This is a genomic window from Tabrizicola soli, assembly GCF_015999335.1.
In the GTDB taxonomy this organism is placed as follows: Bacteria; Pseudomonadota; Alphaproteobacteria; order Rhodobacterales; family Rhodobacteraceae; genus Tabrizicola; species Tabrizicola soli.
In genome coordinates this window covers 35,822-52,670 of record NZ_JAEACP010000020.1, presented here as the reverse complement: position 1 = coordinate 52,670, position 16,849 = coordinate 35,822, and the positions used below count along the sequence as shown (strand labels likewise).

At 66.2% G+C, this 16,849-nt stretch carries 16 protein-coding genes and 1 tRNA gene; 13 read left to right on the top strand and 4 right to left on the bottom strand.

Annotated features, from left to right (window positions below; all coding sequences use genetic code 11):
• Positions 1-99 precede the first annotated feature (99 nt).
• From I7S92_RS17805 to I7S92_RS17775, 7 genes are all read left to right on the top strand, one after another.
• Entirely contained in the window at positions 100-555 is a 456-nt protein-coding gene (locus tag I7S92_RS17805) for a DUF2924 domain-containing protein (RefSeq protein WP_197646776.1), read from the top strand.
• Positions 552-1,877: a recombinase family protein gene (locus I7S92_RS17800; protein WP_197646774.1), complete on the top strand. Its 1,326-nt coding sequence runs from the start codon at positions 552-554 to the stop codon at positions 1,875-1,877. Before I7S92_RS17805 ends, I7S92_RS17800 begins: the two co-directional genes overlap by 4 nt.
• A complete protein-coding gene (locus tag I7S92_RS17795) occupies positions 1,874-2,269 on the top strand; it encodes a hypothetical protein (RefSeq protein ID WP_197646772.1) in 396 nt (131 codons plus the stop codon). The genes I7S92_RS17800 and I7S92_RS17795 overlap by 4 nt, the downstream gene beginning before the upstream one ends.
• Positions 2,270-2,426: 157 nt before the next feature.
• Positions 2,427-4,805: an EcoAI/FtnUII family type I restriction enzme subunit R gene (hsdR, locus tag I7S92_RS17790; RefSeq protein WP_197646770.1), complete on the top strand. Its 2,379-nt coding sequence runs from the start codon at positions 2,427-2,429 to the stop codon at positions 4,803-4,805.
• Positions 4,806-4,822: 17 nt separating this feature from the next.
• Positions 4,823-6,388, top strand: coding sequence for a class I SAM-dependent DNA methyltransferase (locus I7S92_RS17785; RefSeq protein WP_197646769.1), 1,566 nt, complete (start codon positions 4,823-4,825; stop codon positions 6,386-6,388).
• On the top strand, positions 6,388-7,539 hold the full coding sequence (locus I7S92_RS17780) for a restriction endonuclease subunit S domain-containing protein (protein WP_197646767.1): 1,152 nt from the start codon (positions 6,388-6,390) through the stop codon (positions 7,537-7,539). The genes I7S92_RS17785 and I7S92_RS17780 overlap by 1 nt, the downstream gene beginning before the upstream one ends.
• Before the next feature lie 2 nt (positions 7,540-7,541).
• Positions 7,542-8,117 (top strand): hypothetical protein, encoded by a 576-nt coding sequence (locus tag I7S92_RS17775; protein ID WP_093359567.1) that lies wholly within the window; start codon positions 7,542-7,544, stop codon positions 8,115-8,117.
• A gap of 20 nt (positions 8,118-8,137) precedes the next feature.
• Here the strand turns inward: I7S92_RS17775 and I7S92_RS17770 are convergent, their stop codons facing one another.
• The 3 genes from I7S92_RS17770 to I7S92_RS17760 all read right to left on the bottom strand — a co-directional run bounded on the left by I7S92_RS17770 (position 8,138) and on the right by I7S92_RS17760 (position 10,306).
• Complete coding sequence (locus I7S92_RS17770; RefSeq protein ID WP_197646765.1) at positions 8,138-9,049, bottom strand: three-Cys-motif partner protein TcmP; 912 nt, start codon at positions 9,047-9,049, stop codon at positions 8,138-8,140.
• Between the two features lie 27 nt (positions 9,050-9,076).
• Entirely contained in the window at positions 9,077-9,835 is a 759-nt protein-coding gene (locus I7S92_RS17765) for a DUF5131 family protein (RefSeq protein ID WP_037206238.1), read from the bottom strand.
• A gap of 381 nt (positions 9,836-10,216) precedes the next feature.
• Positions 10,217-10,306: transfer RNA gene (locus I7S92_RS17760), tRNA-Ser, on the bottom strand.
• A gap of 239 nt (positions 10,307-10,545) precedes the next feature.
• On the opposite strand from I7S92_RS17760, the gene I7S92_RS23595 reads away from it, so the two are divergent.
• Genes I7S92_RS23595 through tmk form a run of 3 tightly spaced genes read left to right on the top strand, consistent with a single transcriptional unit; the run spans position 10,546 to position 13,484 of the window.
• Positions 10,546-11,691 carry an SPOR domain-containing protein gene (locus I7S92_RS23595; RefSeq protein ID WP_386002341.1) on the top strand — a complete coding sequence of 382 codons (1,146 nt, stop codon included), beginning with the start codon at positions 10,546-10,548 and terminating at the stop codon, positions 11,689-11,691.
• Positions 11,692-11,702: 11 nt separating this feature from the next.
• Positions 11,703-12,866: a D-alanyl-D-alanine carboxypeptidase family protein gene (locus I7S92_RS17750; protein WP_197646763.1), complete on the top strand. Its 1,164-nt coding sequence runs from the start codon at positions 11,703-11,705 to the stop codon at positions 12,864-12,866.
• On the top strand, positions 12,867-13,484 hold the full coding sequence (gene tmk, locus I7S92_RS17745; RefSeq protein ID WP_197646761.1) for a dTMP kinase: 618 nt from the start codon (positions 12,867-12,869) through the stop codon (positions 13,482-13,484).
• An 8-nt stretch (positions 13,485-13,492) separates the two neighbouring features.
• Here tmk and I7S92_RS17740 read toward each other — a convergent pair whose 3' ends face one another.
• Positions 13,493-13,915, bottom strand: coding sequence for a VOC family protein (locus I7S92_RS17740; protein ID WP_197646759.1), 423 nt, complete (start codon positions 13,913-13,915; stop codon positions 13,493-13,495).
• Positions 13,916-14,032: 117 nt separating this feature from the next.
• On the opposite strand from I7S92_RS17740, the gene I7S92_RS17735 reads away from it, so the two are divergent.
• Genes I7S92_RS17735 through I7S92_RS17725 form a run of 3 tightly spaced genes read left to right on the top strand, consistent with a single transcriptional unit; the run spans position 14,033 to position 16,791 of the window.
• Positions 14,033-15,163 carry a DNA polymerase III subunit delta' gene (locus I7S92_RS17735; RefSeq protein WP_197646757.1) on the top strand — a complete coding sequence of 377 codons (1,131 nt, stop codon included), beginning with the start codon at positions 14,033-14,035 and terminating at the stop codon, positions 15,161-15,163.
• A gap of 6 nt (positions 15,164-15,169) precedes the next feature.
• Positions 15,170-15,988 carry a TatD family hydrolase gene (locus I7S92_RS17730; protein ID WP_197646756.1) on the top strand — a complete coding sequence of 273 codons (819 nt, stop codon included), beginning with the start codon at positions 15,170-15,172 and terminating at the stop codon, positions 15,986-15,988.
• The gene (locus I7S92_RS17725; RefSeq protein WP_197646755.1) at positions 15,988-16,791 is read left to right on the top strand and encodes an MBL fold metallo-hydrolase; all 804 of its coding nucleotides are present in this window, start codon (positions 15,988-15,990) and stop codon (positions 16,789-16,791) included. The genes I7S92_RS17730 and I7S92_RS17725 overlap by 1 nt, the downstream gene beginning before the upstream one ends.
• The last annotated feature ends 58 nt before the right edge of the window (positions 16,792-16,849 follow it).

Genomic DNA, 16,849 nt, shown 5'->3' with positions numbered 1-16,849 from the left:
GCGGCAGTCAAGCGAACTATCCGACCGCACCGGAGAAAGTTCGCTACACTTCCCGCCCGACCAGAGCGGTCATGCAACCCGTAACAAACGGAGATCCGCATGACCAACCACGATCCCATCCCGGCACGCCTGGCCGCGCTGAAGACCACGCCGACACCCGACCTGAAGAAGCAGTGGCGCGACCTGTTCGACAGCGACCCGCCGCCGTTCAATCGGCGCTATCTCGAAAGCCGCATCGCCTATCGCATCCAGGAACTCGCCTATGGCGGGCTGAAACCGGAGACGATCCGGCGGCTGGAACGGCTGGGCGAGGAACTGGACGGCGGCGACAGGAAGAAGCGTGGCATGCGCGCCGACCGTGACCGCCCGATCACCGGCACGCGGCTGCTGCGCGAATGGCAGGGTGTCGAGCAGGTCGTCACCGTCACGACCGACGGCTTCGAGTGGCAAGGTCGGCCGTACAAGTCGCTGTCCGCCATCGCGCGCGCCATCACCGGCACGCGCTGGAACGGCTGGGTGTTCTTCGGGCTCAAGAACCACAGGGGGCGGACATGACGAAGCCGCCTGAAAAATCGAAGGTCGTCCGCAAGCTGCGGTGTGCCGTCTACACCCGGAAATCCTCCGAGGAAGGACTGGAGCAGGAGTTCAACTCGCTCCACGCCCAGCGGGAGGCCTGCGAGGCGTACATCGCCAGCCAGCGGTCCGAGGGCTGGGTGCTGGTCCGCGATCAGTATGACGACGGCGGCATTTCCGGCGGCACGCTTGAACGCCCCGGCCTGCAGCGGCTGCTGGAGGACATCGAGGACGGGCTGGTCGATGTTGTGGTGGTCTACAAGATCGACCGCCTCAGCCGCTCGCTCGCCGATTTCGCCAAGCTGGTCGAGGTCTTCGACCGGAACGGCGTGACCTTCGTCTCGGTCACGCAGTCGTTCAACACCACCACCTCCATGGGGCGACTGACGCTGAACATCCTGCTCAGCTTCGCCCAGTTCGAACGCGAGGTCACGGCTGAACGCATCCGCGACAAGGTCGCCGCCAGTCGGAAGAAGGGCATGTGGATGGGCGGGGTGCCGCCCTACGGCTATCGGGTCGAGAACCGGAAGCTGGTGATCGACGAAGACGCCACTGCGCATGTGCGCTGGATCTTCGCCCGCTTTCTCGAGATCGGGTCCTGCACGGAACTGGCGCGGGAGGTCGGCGCGCGCGGCCTCCGGACGCCGCGCGGCAACCGGATCGACAAGAAATACATCTACCGCATGCTCAGCAACCGCGCCTACATCGGCGAGGCGGTCCACAAAGGCGACAGCTATCCCGGCGAGCACGACGCCATCATCGATCCCGAGATTTGGGACCGCGTCCACGCCATCCTGCAGGAGAGCCCGCGCAAGCGCGCGGCCCGCACCCGCGCCGACACGCCCGCGCTGCTGAAGGGGCTGCTGTTCGGGCCCGATGGCGCCGCGTTCTCACCGACGCATACTCGGAAGGGGGATCGTCTCTACCGCTACTATGTCAGTCAGACCGTGCTGAAGCACGGTGCCGGGTCGTGCCCGGTCGGCCGCGTGCCTGCGGGCGAGATCGAGGGCGCCGTCATAGACCAGCTCCGCGCCGTGTTCCGCCAGCCGGAGATTGTTGCGGGGACCTGGAAGGCGGCGCGTGCCTACGCCGACGACATCTCCGAGGCCGACGCACGCGCGGCCTTGCAGCAGCTCGATCCGCTGTGGGACGAACTCTTCCCCGCCGAGCAGGCGCGCATTGTCACGCTGCTGGTTGAGCGCGTCGATATCGGCACGAACGGGCTCAACTTCCGGCTCCGGATGGACGGCCTCGGAGGGCTCGCGCGCGAGATGCTGTCTGGCAGCATCGGAGCAGCGGCATGACCCGCGCGATGGCGGTCCCCGAGACGGTCACAATCCACGTGCCATTCCGCATCGTGAAGCGCGGCGGGCGGAAAGAGATGCAGCGGCCATCAGGCACCCAAGCGCGCGGGAGGCCGGACGATACGCTCATCAAGGCGCTTGCGCGCGCGTTCCGCTGGAAGAGGATGCTCGACAACGGTGACTTTGCCACGGTAGCCGACCTCGCCGCACAGGAAGGCATCGCTGTCTCCTACCTCACGCGTGTGCTTCGGCTGACGCAGCTTGCGCCCGATCTCGTCGAGGCGATACTCGACGCACGGCATCCCCCGGGCCTGACGCTTCAGTCGCTGCGAGTGCAGATCCCCGATGAATGGTCGAGGCAGCGCGAGTCCTTGCTGCCAGGGACGGAATAAGGCTTGCGGCATCAGTCGGCCACGCTGTAGCTTCTCCGAGCCGTTGTCAGGCGAAAGAGCTGCCAAACCAAAGAATTGCGCGTTGATCTGAGCCGAGTTCTTTGACAAGCCGTTTGCTGCGCGATGGCATGTCGAAACCGGGCGAAGTAGATTGCGCATGAACGAAGCCGATACCTGCAGGAAGTTCGTCGTCCCGAAGCTGCAGGAAGCAGGCTGGGATGAACGCCCGCACGCGATAAACGAGCAGAGAACTTTTACTGACGGCCGAGTTGTATTTGTCGGCGGCAAAGCTCGACGTGGCAAGCAGAAGCGCTCAGACTATCTTCTCCGATATAATCCGGATTTCCCGATCGCCGTCGTTGAGGCCAAATCCCGCTACCGGCACGCCGCGGAGGGCCTCCAACAAGCCAAGGAATATGCTGAAATCCTTGGACTTCGGTTCGCGTATTCGACCAATGGGATCGAGATTGTCGAGTTCGACTACACGACCGGCATCGAGCGAACGATTTCGGATTTCCCGGCGCCTGGTGACCTTTGGGCTCGGCTCCGCCGCGCCGAGGGCATTGTCGACGACCAAGTGGCCGAACGGCTGCTGACGCCCACCTTTCCAGACCGAGCCAAACCCCTTCGCTACTATCAGGAAATCGCGGTGAACCGCGCGGTCCAAGCCGCCCTTCAGGGCAGGAAGCGGGCCCTGCTCACACTGTGCACCGGAGCGGGCAAGACTGCCGTCGCCTTCCAGATCTGCTGGAAGCTCTGGTCGGCACGCTGGAATTCCAAAGGGGTCAACCGGAACCCGAAGATCCTGTTTCTCGCTGATCGCAACGTCCTGGTCGACGATCCGATGGCAAAAGACTTCAGCCCATTTGGCGACGCCCGTCACAAGATCGCCGGCGGTTTGGCGGTCAAGAGCCGCGACATGTATTTCGCCATCTACCAGTCCATCGCGCGTGACGAGAACCGTCCCGGCCTTTATCGCGAGTATGCGCGCGATTTCTTTGATCTCATCATCATTGACGAATGTCATCGCGGCAGTGCTCGCGACGACAGCAACTGGCGGGAAATCCTCGAATGGTTCGAGCCCGCAACCCAAATTGGGATGACAGCGACGCCGCGTCGAGAGGACAATGTCGATACCTACAACTATTTTGGTGATCCGCTTTACGAGTACAGCCTCGCGCAGGGCATCGCTGACGGCTTCTTGGCCCCGTATCGGGTCCATCGCGTCATATCGGACTACGATGCTGCCGGCTGGCGACCAACGCGGGGTCAACTTGATCGCTATGGACGCGAGATCCCCGACGCCGAATACTCCACGCGGGACTTCGAGCGGGTCGTGGCGCTGCGGGCGCGAACGCAGGCCATTGCGAGACATCTCGCGGGCTTCATGGCCGAGACCGACCGCTTCGCAAAGACCATCGTCTTCTGCGTCGACCAGGAACACGCGCTAGAAATGCGGCAGGCGCTCGCCGCCCTGAACACCGATCTCGTGAAGGACCATCCCGACTACGTTTGCCGTGTGACGTCCGACGAAGGCGATGTGGGAAGCGCGCACAGGGCGAAGTTTCAGGATGTCGAGACCCAGACGCCGGTCATCCTCACCACGTCGCAGCTTCTCACGACCGGCGTGGACGCCCCGACCTGCAAGAACGTGGTGCTCGCGCGGGTCGTCGGCTCCATGCCGGAGTTCAAGCAGATTATCGGACGGGGCACCCGTCTCCGGCCCGACTACGGCAAGCTCGCCTTCAACATCATCGATTACACCGGAACCGCGACGCGCATGTTCGCCGATCCCGCCTTTGACGGCGATCCCGTCCGCGAGGACGAAGCGGTGATCAATGCGGACGGCGACATCGTGGAAGAGCGCGAGATCGAAGAAGTGGCGCCGGATCCGGACGATTTTCCTGAAGGGCCCGATATCCCGGATGGACCGGTCGAGCTGGGGGACGAGGGCGAGAACGGGCCCCGCAAGTTCTATGTCGACGGCGGCGAGGTCGCGATCGTCCGGCACCTCGTGTACGAACTCGATTCTGACGGCCGGCAACTCGCCTGCCGCCAGCTCACCGATTACACTGGCGACAAGGTCCGCACACTCTACCCCAATGCGTCGGAACTGCGCACGGACTGGCTCGATCCCGAGCGCCGGGCGGAAATCGTCGAGCGGCTCGAGGAAAAGGGCATCCATCTCGATTCCCTGGCTGATGCAGTCGGAAAGCCGGAGGCCGACCCGTTCGATCTCCTTTGCCATCTCGCCTATAACGCGCCGCTGCGCACCCGGCGCGAGCGCGCTGACCGTCTGGTGAGGGAGCAGGACGAGTTTCTGGACCGCTTCGGGCCGGATGCCCGCGAAGTTCTAGATGCCGTGCTTGAAAAGTATGCCGAACATGGCAGTGCCCAGTTCAAGCTGCCCGACATCCTGGAAGTGCCCCCGTTCAACGAGTGGGGCAACGTCATAGAAATCGCTGCCCGCTTCGGCGGGGGCAAGGAGCTGCGCAGCGCCGTCACCGAGCTGCAGCGTCTGCTCTACACCGCTTGAATTAAAGGAGCTCTATCTTGGCTACAACCGCCCGAAAGAAGGCTGCGCCGAAGCAACTGACCACTGCCCAGCGTCTCGACAGCATCATCAAGTCCGCCCGCAAGATCATGCGGAAGGACAAGGGGCTGAACGGCGACCTTGATCGGTTGCCGATGCTCACCTGGATAATGTTCCTGAAGTTCCTCGACGACATGGAGCGAATCGAGGAGGGACGCGCAGAACTTGCGGGCAAGGATTATCGCTCGATCATCGAGGCCCCTTATCGCTGGCGCGATTGGGCAGCGGATGCGGATGGCATCACCGGCCCCGACCTCCTGTCGTTCCTCGTTTCCGAGATGACGGAGCGTCCGGACGGGACCCGCGGCCCGGGGCTCTTCGCCTATCTCCGAGGCTTGCGCGGCGATAATGGGCGGCGCGAGCGGCGCGACGTGATCGCAACCGTCTTCCAGGGCTTCGCCAACCGGATGGAGAGCGGCTACCTGTTGCGCGACGTGGTCAACCTGATCGACGGCATCCATTTCGATTCTTCGGAAGAAGTTCACACACTCGGCCGCCTGTACGAGACGCTGCTGCGCGAGATGCGCGACGCTGCAGGGGACTCGGGCGAGTTCTACACGCCCCGGCCGGTCGTGCGGTTCATGGTCGAGGTGACCGATCCCAAGCTGGGCGAGACCATCCTCGACCCGGCATGCGGCACCGGGGGATTTCTGACCGAGGCATTCCTGCATCTTGAGCGCCAGGCCGATACGGTCGAGAAGCGACGCATCCTCCAGGAAGACAGCTTCTTCGGCGGCGAGGCCAAGTCGCTGCCGTTCCTTCTGTCCCAGCTCAACCTCCTGCTGCACGGCCTGCATGCCCCGCGCATCGACCCGGGCAATGCCCTTCGCTTCCGCCTCGCCGAGATCGGCGAGGATCAGCGGGTCAATGTCATCCTGACCAATCCGCCATTCGGCGGCGAGGAGGAGGCAGGGATCCTCAACAACTTCCCCGAGGACCGGCGCACGGCCGAAACGGCGCTGCTGTTCCTGCAACTGATCATGCGGAGGCTGAAGCGCGCCGGGCGCGGGCGGGCCGCCGTCGTCGTTCCGCACGGCACGCTGTTCGGCGATGGCATCTCGGCGCGGATCAAGGCGGACCTGCTCGAGAAGTTCAACCTGCACACCGTGGTCCGGCTGCGCGAAGGGGTGTTCGCGCCCTACACGGACATCCCGGCAAACCTGATCTTCTTCGACACGACCGGACCAACGAGGGACATCTGGTACTACGAGATGCCGCTGCCGGAGGGCCGCAAGAAGTACTCGAAGACCGCGCCCATGGCCTATGAGGAATTTGCGGACTGCCTTGCCTGGTGGAAGAAGCGCGAGCCGAACGAGCGCGCGTGGAAGGTCTCCGCTGGTGATCTGATCCAGCGCGACGAGCAGGATCGCGTTGTCGCCTGTAACCTGGACATCAAGAACCCGCATTCCGGCGAGGTCGCCGATCATCGCGCGCCGCTCGAGATCGTGGACGCGATCATCGCACAGGAACAGCGGATCATCGGGATCATGGACGAGATCAAGGCCGTGCTGGCGGAGCGGGTGTGATGTCGCAGACGATAACCATCGACAGGTTTCTGACCAAGGCAGAGGACTGGGTCCCGGTAAAGCCGGATGAAAATTACAAGCAGATCACCGCACGTCTGTGGGGAAAGGGTCTCACGCTGCGTGGCGAAGTTCCGGGAAGCGCGATTGCTGCCGCCCGACAGTACTGCGCCAAGGCAGGTCAGTTCCTGATCTCCAGGATCGACGCGCGTCATGGAGCGTTCGGGATCGTTCCAGAGGACCTGGACGGTGCACTGGTCAGCAATGATTTCCCCTGCTTCAACATCGACGCTTCGACGGTGCTGCCACATTTCTTCGAGTGGTATTCACGCACGCCCGAGTTCATCGATCTATGTCGCCGAGCGAGCGAGGGTTCGACAAACCGCGTTCGCATGAAGGAAGCGAAATTCCTGAAGATGACGGTGCCTCTGCCTTCTCTCGACGAACAGCGCCGTATCGTCGAAAAGCTCGACCGGGTCGCGGCGCTGGTGGACGAACGCCGCAACGCCATCGAGGCGGCCGAGCGCGAGACGCAGGCGTTGCTGCTGAAAGCCTTCCAGCGCGCCATCGACGGCGCCCCCCTGCGCCCCATGGCCGAGGTCGCGCCGCTGGTGCGAAGACCGGTCGAGATCGATCTCGACGCTGCCTATCCGGAACTCGGCGTCCGGTCATTCGGTCGGGGCACGTTCCACAAACCCGAACTGCCCGGCGTTGAGGTCGGCAACAAGAAGCTGTTCCGCATCTGCGCGGGCGACCTCGTGTTCAACATCGTCTTTGCCTGGGAAGGCGCTGTCGCCGTCGCTCAGCCAGAAGACGATGGCCGGGTCGGCTCACATCGTTTCCTGACCTGCGTTCCCGCGCCGGAAACCGCAACCGTCGAGTTCCTACGCTTCTATTTCTCGACGCCCGAGGGATTGCAGAAGCTGGGTGAAGCATCTCCTGGCGGAGCGGGACGGAACCGGACGCTGGGATTGAAGAAGCTCGAAAGCTTGCAAGTGCCGGTCCCACCAATCGGTCGACAGCACTGGTTCGACCGCCTTCAGACGAAGGCGCACGAAGCCCGCACCATCCGCGCCAACACCGCGCAGGATGTGGAGGCCCTGATTCCGGCCATGCTGCACGAGATCTTCGACGGTGGGGCGAAGGCCGCGTGACTGTGAGCCGGGACGATCAGCCCGATCTGCTATCGGACCTTTCGGATCTGGACTTCGTCCGTCATCTGCTGGCCGACCTTCATGACGACCTGCCAGGGAAGGTCGGCCGTTTCCGGATGCTGACAGATCTGGGCGGCCAGATGGGTCGATCCGGGACGATGATTTTCGGCGGCCATGCGGCCTATCACGCTTGGGTCGAAGCGCGTTCGTCGTTCGTGCACGGCAACTATGTGGCGACGATCCTGCTGTGTCAGGGGCTCGTGGAGCATCTGCTGGCGGCATATCTTCACGCCGGGCTTCTGGTTGATGACATTCCGGATCGCATCCAGTTCGCCGACACCCTCCGCCGCTGCCGAGAGCGCGAGGTAGTCTCTGATGAAGACGTCACCGACCTCCGCCGCATGATGGCGCTGCGAAACCCGTTGTCGCACTTCCGGCATGTCGATGACGGCAGCAATCTTGATCGTCGTAGCATCGATGAGAGCAGATCGGCGGACGACCTGCTGCGCCATGACGCGATCTTTTCGATCGGTCTCGCCGTTCGGATGCTTTCAAGGCCTGCGTTCCGGCTCGGCTAGCAATCGGGGCCACCAGCTGGTCATCGTCGAACGGACCGAGTTTTTGGTGGCGTGATCCGATCACCCTTCGCCAAGATGTAGTCGGCGATCTTGTGCCCGAGGGGATGGGGCCCCGCCCACAGCATGTAGTAGATTGGGACACCTCGCGTGTTCCTGACGACACTCGGTGTGGCGGCGTGGCCGAACAAGGTCTTCAGGCGGCCGACGTAGTGGTCAAGAAGCCGCTTGGCTGCATCGTCAACCTTGTGGCGGGTCGTATCCCCGAAGAGGTCGGTGCGCTCTGCGTAGACGAGGCTCTCCCAGTCCGCACCGCCGAAGCAGCCGTTCAGCCCCGCGCGCCAAGTTTCGGGAATGTCACCCGAGCGCGTGATCAATCTGTTGATGGCCATTCCAAGCGGGAAGTTTATGATCACCTCAAACTTCTTGGTTGATCCCAGAGCTGCGACGGTTCGCCAGTCCAAGTGGGGGCCATAAGGATCGAGGAAAGCAACACCCCTCATGTTCCGCCCCGCAATCCGCGGGACCAGCTTCTGGATCAATTCGTTCGCGTCGCCAACCTGAACGCTGATCTTTCGAGCCGGGTACTCGGCCCTCAAGCCCTCGAGAAGGGCCGCGCGCCCTGCATCTGCGTCAAAGAAATGATATTGGGTGAAAGGGTGTTCGAGAGCGAGGGCTCGGTGCGGGGAGCCTTCGATGAACTGCTCCTCGGACCGAACGAACTCGTCATCAAGAAGCTGAAGGTCTTCGTCATCAGCACCGGCCCAGGCGTCGCGGATTCTTGACCGTCCCGCGCCGGCGAATGCGTCGACGTAGACCAGTTCGAAGGGCTGTTTCTTCAGCGCAATGGTGTAAGCGTGAAGATATGCCTCGAGGCCATCGAGCTTTTGCCGAGCCCATGGGCCAACCGTATTTTCAATATGCGATTTCTTCAATGATGGCGGTACTCCGTGCGAAATGGTTCACGCTGAAATCTGATCGAGGATCGGCTTCGGGACGATTTGCCACGGAAAGCCGTTCCATTCCTCACCATCGAGCAGACGCCCCCCCGACTTCGGACGGGCGCCACCCCATTGTTTGAAGAAGAAAGCGACGTCGTCACGTTCGCAGATGTCCCGGATCTGGCGGGCCCAGCTTTCGTCCATGGGCCGAGCCCGGGGCCCGCTCTCCCCCCCGACGATGGCCCAAGCGACGCCCTGCAGATCGACATCCCCGACCGGTCCGAGCAGCGGCTCGAACGAGATGAAGCGCGCGTCGGAATTGATCTGCTTCAGGTGCTCGATCCGGCTCGCGTGCGCGGCGTCCTCGACAGAAACGCCGAGCCAGATGTGCCGAGGGACCGGCCCTCCATCATACCGCTTCCGAACGTAGTTGCGCATGAGCGAGCTGCGCTTGGTCAGCACCTGGTAGACGTGCCAGTCCGCCAGCTCCATGGCGTCGAACACCGCGTCGATGAATGTACGGTCGATGTCCTTGTGGAAGAGGTCGCTCATCGAGTTCACGAAGATCATCCGCGGCTTTTTCCAGAGCACGGGCTGCTTCAGCCTCGACGGCCAGAGTGTCAGGTCAAAGCCCTGCTCGTAGGGGTGTCCAGGGATTCCACGCCAGCGCTCTGCGAACCGCTCGGCGTAGCAGTTGTCACAACCGGGACCGACCTTGGTGCAGCCCGTCACCGGGTTCCACGTCGCGTCCGTCCATTCGATGTCTGACTTCTGGGCCAACTGCTCGCCTCACACTTTTTCATGACCGTAACACGCGGTTGACTCAGCACAAAGCACGAACAGCGGCTGGGGTGAGATTGGTCCCAGCCGCAGCCGAACCAGCGCGCAACGGGCGGCGTTCGATCTCTGTTCCATCCGCCATCCAGATGGATTTTCCAAATCGCGTGCATCACGGACTTCGAAAGATCACTTGAAAGCAATGACTTAAAGCTGTTCACCGAAAGCGCGGCGGTTAACAGGTCCGGAGAATATCGGCCCGGAGAGAACGCGTGTCCGCCCTTCGGGGCGTTGGCCGGTTAACAGCCCCTCCCGCATAACCCTCGAATACAACGGAAAAATCCGGCCGCTGACGGATCGGGAGAATGCTTTCGCGGGGGCAAGTGGCGGAGGAGGTGGGATTCGAACCCACGGCAGGGTTCCCCCTGCGTCGGTTTTCAAGACCGGTGCGATAGACCACTCCGCCACTCCTCCGACAGGGGCGACATACGCGGCGGGCGGTGATTCTGAAAGGGAAGCCCGGCAGAGATTTTCCGATCGTGAGCGGGCCGGGACCGCTCGGCCCTTTCCACGGCAGGGCAAAGCCGGTATGTTTGCGCCCAAGGCAGGCGTATTCCGGTCGGAAAAGGGCGGCGACAGCCCGGGCCAGGCGGCCACCCGGCGGGAAGTATACAGGTAATGCGGCTTCAGACCGCGCCATTTCGAGGCGGACCATGGCACGAGCATTTTTCCGGCACATCGCCCTTACCCTTTCGGCAGGCACCCTTCTGATGGGCTGCGTCGAGGGCGGGGGAAAAGGCGCGTCCAAGGGTGCCGGGGCGGGTCTTGCGGCCCCGGCCGCAGCGCGGGGCGCCGCGCGGGAGGTCGAGGCGCCCGAGGTGTTCCAGACCACCGACAGCGGCCTCTGGGACGGGCGGCCCTCGCTGGGCGGGATCTGGGTGGCCTCGCCGGATGCGAAGGATCCCGAGCGGGTGGTGATGTTCAACCCGGCCACCGGCAAGACGGTCACCGGCGCGCTCTTCCGGCGCGAGCGGGACAATCCGGGGCCGAAGCTGCAGGTGTCCTCGGACGCGGCCGAGGCGCTGGGGATGCTCGCGGGCCAGCCGACCGAGATCCGGGTGACCGCGCTGCGCAAGGTCGAGGTCGCCGAAGCGGCCCCGGCAGAGCCCGGCAGCGCCGATGCGGCCGCGACCGGGGGCAAGTCCGCCCCGGATGCGGCCGAGACCGCCGCCCTTGCGACCGCCGCCCTTGGCGCGGCCGATGCTCCCGCCGCCACGGCCCCCGCCGCCGTCGCAGGCGAGGCTGCGGTCGAGCCCGCCGCCCCCGAGGCTCCGAAGCGCAAGACCTGGAAGGAACGCCGGGCCGAGGCCAAGGCCCGCCGCGAGGCCGAGAAGGCTGCCAAGGCCGCTGCCGCTGTCGTGGCCCCCGCAGCCGGGGCCGCGGCTGCCACGGTCGTCGATCCCGCCGCCGGAGCGGTCGTCGCGATCGAGACCGCTCCGCTGGATGCCCGCAGCGCCGAGGTCGCCGCGCCAGAGCCCGAAAAGAAGAAGACCCGCCGCCAGATCAAGGCCGAGCAGGAAGCGGCCGCCGCTGCCGCAGCCGCCGCTGCCGAGACCCCGGCCGCCCCCGAGGCGCCGGCCGCGACGGCAGGCGCACGGCCGATCCTGATCGCCTCCTTCTCGAAGGAGGACAATGCCAAGCGCGCCGCCGAGGCCCTGGCCAAGATCGGCATCACCGCCGGGACCGAGAAATCCGACCGCGACGGCAAGGCCGTCTGGGGCGTGGTCGCCAGCGGCGACGCCACCCTTCTGGACAAGATCAAGGCCGCCGGTTTCGCCGACGCCTACTTCCTCAAGTAGAAAGCCCGCCCATGTTCCACCGCCTGCGCCCTGCCCTGGTCCTCGTCGCCCTTGCCCTGGCTGCCCTGCCCGCCCGCGCCTTCGAGACGGCGGCCACCGCCGCCTGGGTCTATGACATGACCACAGGCACGGTGCTGATGGACAAGAACGCCGACCAGCCGCTGCCCCCGGCCTCGATGTCCAAGCTGATGACGATCAACATGCTGTTCGAGGCGCTGAAGGACGGCCGCGTCACCATGGACACGACCTTTGCCGTCTCGGACCGCGCGGTCGAGATGACCCGCGCCGGCGGATCGACCATGATGCTGCAGCACGACGACCGCCCGACGGTCGACGAGCTGATCCACGGCATGATCGTGAACTCGGGCAATGACGCCTGCGTCGTCGTGGCCGAGGGGTTGGCGGGGACGGAGGAGGCCTTCTCGGCCCAGATGACCCAGCGCGGCCAGACCCTTGGCATGACCGCCTCGACCTTCGCCAATGCCAGCGGCTGGCCGGACCCGAGCCACCGCATGTCGATGCGCGACCTCGGCATCCTGGGCAAGCGGCTGATCGAGGAGTTCCCGGAATACTATCCGATCTTCGCCCAGACCGAATACAGCTACAAGGGCCGCTCGCCCGACAACCGCTTCAACCGCAACCCGCTCCTCGACCTGGGGATCGGGGCCGACGGGCTGAAGACCGGCCATACCTCCGAGGCGGGCTATGGCCTCGTCGGCTCGGCCAGGCAGGGCAACCGGCGGATCATCTTCGCGATCACCGGCCTGCCGACCGATCAGTCCCGCGCCGAGGAAGCCGAGCGCATCGTCGCCTGGGCCTTCCGGCAGTTCTCGGAAAAGACCGTGGCGCGGACCGGGGTACGGGTGGCCGAGGCCGAGGTGCATCTGGGTGACGCCGACAGCGTGGGCCTGGTCCCCTCCGAGGATGTGAGCCTGCTGGTCCCGGCGCTGGTGCAGGACAAGGTGACGGCCGAGGTCATCTACAACGGCCCGCTCCTCGCCCCGGTCGCGGCCGGAACGCCGGTGGCCGAGCTGATCATCCATGTCCCCGACCTGCCCGACCGCAGCGTCCCCCTGGTGGCCGAGGCCGATGTGGGCAAGGCCGGCTTCGGCAAGCGCCTGACCACGGCGGCCGAGGCGCTTTACGCGCGCTACGTCGGGTCGCCGGCCAGCTGAATGGCGGGCCTGTTCCTCAGCCTGGAAGGGATCGACGGCTCGGGCAAGTCCACGCAGGGCCGGCTGCTTGCCGACCGGCTGCGCGACCTGGGCCATGCCGTCACCCTCACGCGGGAACCCGGCGGCAGTCCGGGGGCGGAGGAGATCCGCCGCCTGGTGCTGGAGGGCGCGACCGACCGCTGGTCGCCGGAGACCGAGATCCTGCTCTTCACCGCCGCGCGCCGCGACCATCTGGAAAAGACCATCCGCCCGGCCCTCGGGCGGGGCGAGATCGTGATCACCGACCGCTTCGCCGATTCCACCCGCATCTTCCAGGGCATCACCCGGGGCGACCTGAGCGATACCGTCGATCGGCTGCATGCCCTCATGATCGGGGTCGAGCCCGACCTGACGCTGCTTTTCGACCTCGACCCCGCGACCGGGCTCTCCCGCGCCACCGCCCGCGCCGGGGCCGAGTTGCGGTTCGAGGACATGGGCCTCGGCTTCCAGACCCGCGCCCGCGCCGGGTTCCTGGAGCTTGCCGCCCGACACGGGCGCTTCCGGGTGATCGAGGCCGACGGCAGCCCGGAGACGGTTGCCGCCCGCGTCTGGACCGCCGTCGCGCCGTATCTGGCCTGAGCCGCGCGTCAGCCCTCCGGCAGCATCGCCGGGTTCCAGGCCACCTCCCACAGATGCCCGTCCGGGTCGCGGAAATAGCCGGCGAAGCCGCCATAGAACGTATCCTGCGGCCGCTTCACCACCTCGGCCCCGGCCCGTTCCGCCGCCGCCATCACCGCCTCCACCTCCGCGCGGCTCCGGACGTTATGCGCCAGGACGAAGCCCGTCGGGCTGACCGGCCCCGGCGTGAGCCCGGTATCGAAGGCAATGTCCGCCTGCGCCCAGAGCGCCAGCCGCAACCCGCCCGCCAGCGGGAAGAAGGCGACCGCGCCATGCTCGAACTCCTGGCCGATGATGCCCTCGGTCGGCAGGCCCAGCCCGTCGCGGTAGAAGCGGACGGCGCGTTCCAGATCGGCCACGCCCAGCGTGACCAGCGAGATCCTCGGCTCCATGGCGCTCTCCTGTTCTCGGCCCAGTGTCACCCCGCGTGGACAATGGGTCAACGCCCGCAGGGTGGCAATCTGCCCATCCCCCTTTCCCCCGCCCCGCCACCTGTGCAATCTGCCGCCATGGCCGAGAAAGACCCCCTGCCCGAGCCCGACCGCCTGGAAGGTGCCCCCCACCCGCGCGAGACCCGCGTGCTTTACGGCCATGCCGCGCAGGAATCCGCCTTCCTGCAGGCCCATGCCTCGGGCCGGTTGCACCATGCCTGGATGCTGACCGGGCCGAAGGGCGTCGGCAAGGCCACCCTCGCCTGGCGCGCGGCGCGCTTCCTCCTGGCCACGCCCGCCGGCGACGGCGGCATGTTCGCCCCACCGTCGCCCGAAAGCCTGGACATCCCGGACAGCCACCCCGTCGCCCGGCGGCTTTTGCAACTGGCCGAGCCGCGCCACTTCCTGCTCCGCCGCGGCCCGAACGAGAAGGAGACCGCGCTGTCGCAGGTGATCTCGGTCGAGGAGGTGCGGAAGATGAAATCCTTCTTCGCCCTCACCGCCGCCGACGGCGGCCACCGCACCGCGATCATCGACGCGGTGGACGAGATGAACGCCGCCGCCGCGAACGCGCTGCTGAAGCTGCTCGAGGAACCGCCGCCGCAGGTGACGCTGTTCCTGATCGCGCACCAGCCCGCGCGCCTGCTGCCCACGATCCGCTCGCGCTGCCGCGAATTGCGGCTGGCCCCCCTTGGCCCGCAGGACCTTGCCGACGCGCTGACCCAGGCCGGCGGCGAGATCGCCCCCGAGGACCGCGCCGCGCTGGCCGAGCTTTCCGGCGGCTCGGTCGGCGAGGCGTTCCGGCTGACCAACCTCGACGGGCTGAAGCTCTACACCGCCTTGACCCGGCTTTTCGCCAGCCTGCCCCGCCTCGACCGGCCGCAGGCCCTGGCCCTGGCCGAGCTTGCCGGCGCACGCGGCGCGGCCGAGACCTTCGACCTTGTCGTCACGCTGATCGACCTCCTCCTCGCCCGGCTCGCCCGCCATGGCGCGACCGGAACCCTGCCGCCCGAGGCCGCGCCGGGCGAGGCCGCGCTCCTCCGGCGCCTCGCCCCCGGCCCCGGGGCCGCCCGCGCCTGGGCCGGGCTGGCGCAGAGCCTTTCGGCCCGCGCCCGTCGCGGCAAGGCCGTCAACCTTGACCCTGCCGCGCTTCTGATGGATATGCTCCTGAAGGTCGACGATACGGCGGGTTCCCTCGCCCTGAGGTAAGCCCGCATGTCCCCCGCCGAAACCGCCCTGCCCGATCTTGTGGACAGCCACTGCCATCTGGATTTCCCCGACCTCGTCGGCGAACTGCCCGAGGTCATCGCCCGCGCCCGGGCCGCCGGGGTGGGCCGGATGGTCACGATCTGCACCCGGCTGAAGAACGAACCCGCCGTTCGCGCCATCGCCGAGGCGCATGCGCCCGTCTTCTACGCCGCCGGCACCCATCCGATGAGCGCGGCCGAGGAGCCGCTCGCCACGGTCGGGGAACTGGTCGCCCTCGCCCGGCATCCGAAATTCGTCGGCATCGGCGAGACCGGGCTCGACTACCATTACACCGCCGAGTCCAGGGCGATCCAGCAGGTCTCGCTGCGCCTGCATATCGAGGCGGCGCAGGAAACCGGCCTGCCCTTGATCATCCATTCCCGCGACGCGGACCAGGACATGGAGGCGATCCTGGCCGAGGGCATGGCGCGGAAGCCCTATGCCTGCGTCATGCACTGCTTCTCCTCCGGACCGCGCCTGGCCGAGGCGGCGCTGGAGATGGGCTTCACCCTGTCGATCTCGGGCATCGCCGCCTTTCCGAAAAGCCAGGAGCTGCGCGACATCTTCCTGCGCACGCCGCTCGACCGGCTGGTGCTGGAGACCGACAGCCCCTATCTGGCGCCCCCGCCCCACCGCGGCAAGCGCAACGAGCCGGCCTATGTCGCCCATACCGCCCGCGCCCTCGCCCCCCTTTTCGGCCTGTCGCTGCCCGAATTCGCCGCCCGCACCACCGCCAATTTCGACCGGCTCTTTCCCCGCGCCGCCGGTGCGCAACAGGCCGCCTGATGGCCCGGCTGAGCTTCACCATCCTCGGCTGCGGCTCCTCGGGCGGGGTGCCGCGACTGGGCGGCGACTGGGGCGCCTGCGACCCGGCGAACCCGAGGAACCGCCGCCGCCGCTGCTCGCTTCTGGTGACGCGCGAAAGCGGGGCCGGGGTGACAAGGGTGCTGATCGACACCTCTCCCGACATGCGCGACCAGCTTCTGGACGCGGGCGTGGGCATGCTGGACGGGGTGGTCTATACCCACAGCCATGCCGACCACATGCACGGCATCGACGACCTGCGCCAGGTGGTCTTCAACCTGCGCCGCCGCCTGCCGGTCTGGGCCGACGGCCCGACGCAGGAGGCGCTGCTCTCGCGCTTCGGCTATGCTTTCGTCCAGCCCTCGGACAGCCCCTATCCGCCGATCCTGGACCTGCATACGATCGACGGCCCGGTGACGGTCACCGGCGCGGGCGGGCCGGTGACGCTGACGCCCTTCCGGGCGGAGCATGGCAGCATGGACGCGCTCGGCTTCCGCATCGGCCCGCTGGCCTATCTGCCCGATGCCGTCGAGATCCCCGAGGACAGCTGGACGGCCCTCCAGGGCCTCGACTGCTGGATCGTGGACGCGCTGCGCCGCAAGCCGCATCCGACCCATGCCCATCTGGCCCTGGCGCTGGAATGGATCGGCCGCGCGAAACCCGCCCGCGCCGTGCTGACCAACATGCATATCGACCTCGACTACGAGACGCTCAGGGCCGAGCTTCCGGCCCATATCACCCCCGCCTTCGACGGGATGACGCTGAACTATGACAACCAGCCCTAGCTCCTTCCTTTTGGCGAAAATACTCCACGGGGGTCCGGGGGTGTGAAACCCCCGGTCC

What these genes read in the sequence shown, in the direction of transcription:
- I7S92_RS17805 (WP_197646776.1), top strand. Translation starts at nt 100, where the DNA reads ATGACCAACCACGATCCCATCCCGGCACGCCTGGCCGCGCTGAAGACC.
- I7S92_RS17800 (WP_197646774.1), top strand. Translation starts at nt 552, where the DNA reads ATGACGAAGCCGCCTGAAAAATCGAAGGTCGTCCGCAAGCTGCGGTGT.
- I7S92_RS17795 (WP_197646772.1), top strand. Translation starts at nt 1,874, where the DNA reads ATGACCCGCGCGATGGCGGTCCCCGAGACGGTCACAATCCACGTGCCA.
- hsdR (WP_197646770.1), top strand. Translation starts at nt 2,427, where the DNA reads ATGAACGAAGCCGATACCTGCAGGAAGTTCGTCGTCCCGAAGCTGCAG.
- I7S92_RS17780 (WP_197646767.1), top strand. Translation starts at nt 6,388, where the DNA reads ATGTCGCAGACGATAACCATCGACAGGTTTCTGACCAAGGCAGAGGAC.
- I7S92_RS23595 (WP_386002341.1), top strand. Translation starts at nt 10,546, where the DNA reads ATGGCACGAGCATTTTTCCGGCACATCGCCCTTACCCTTTCGGCAGGC.
- I7S92_RS17750 (WP_197646763.1), top strand. Translation starts at nt 11,703, where the DNA reads ATGTTCCACCGCCTGCGCCCTGCCCTGGTCCTCGTCGCCCTTGCCCTG.
- tmk (WP_197646761.1), top strand. Translation starts at nt 12,867, where the DNA reads ATGGCGGGCCTGTTCCTCAGCCTGGAAGGGATCGACGGCTCGGGCAAG.
- I7S92_RS17740 (WP_197646759.1), bottom strand. Translation starts at nt 13,915, where the DNA reads ATGGAGCCGAGGATCTCGCTGGTCACGCTGGGCGTGGCCGATCTGGAA.
- I7S92_RS17735 (WP_197646757.1), top strand. Translation starts at nt 14,033, where the DNA reads ATGGCCGAGAAAGACCCCCTGCCCGAGCCCGACCGCCTGGAAGGTGCC.
- I7S92_RS17730 (WP_197646756.1), top strand. Translation starts at nt 15,170, where the DNA reads ATGTCCCCCGCCGAAACCGCCCTGCCCGATCTTGTGGACAGCCACTGC.
- I7S92_RS17725 (WP_197646755.1), top strand. Translation starts at nt 15,988, where the DNA reads ATGGCCCGGCTGAGCTTCACCATCCTCGGCTGCGGCTCCTCGGGCGGG.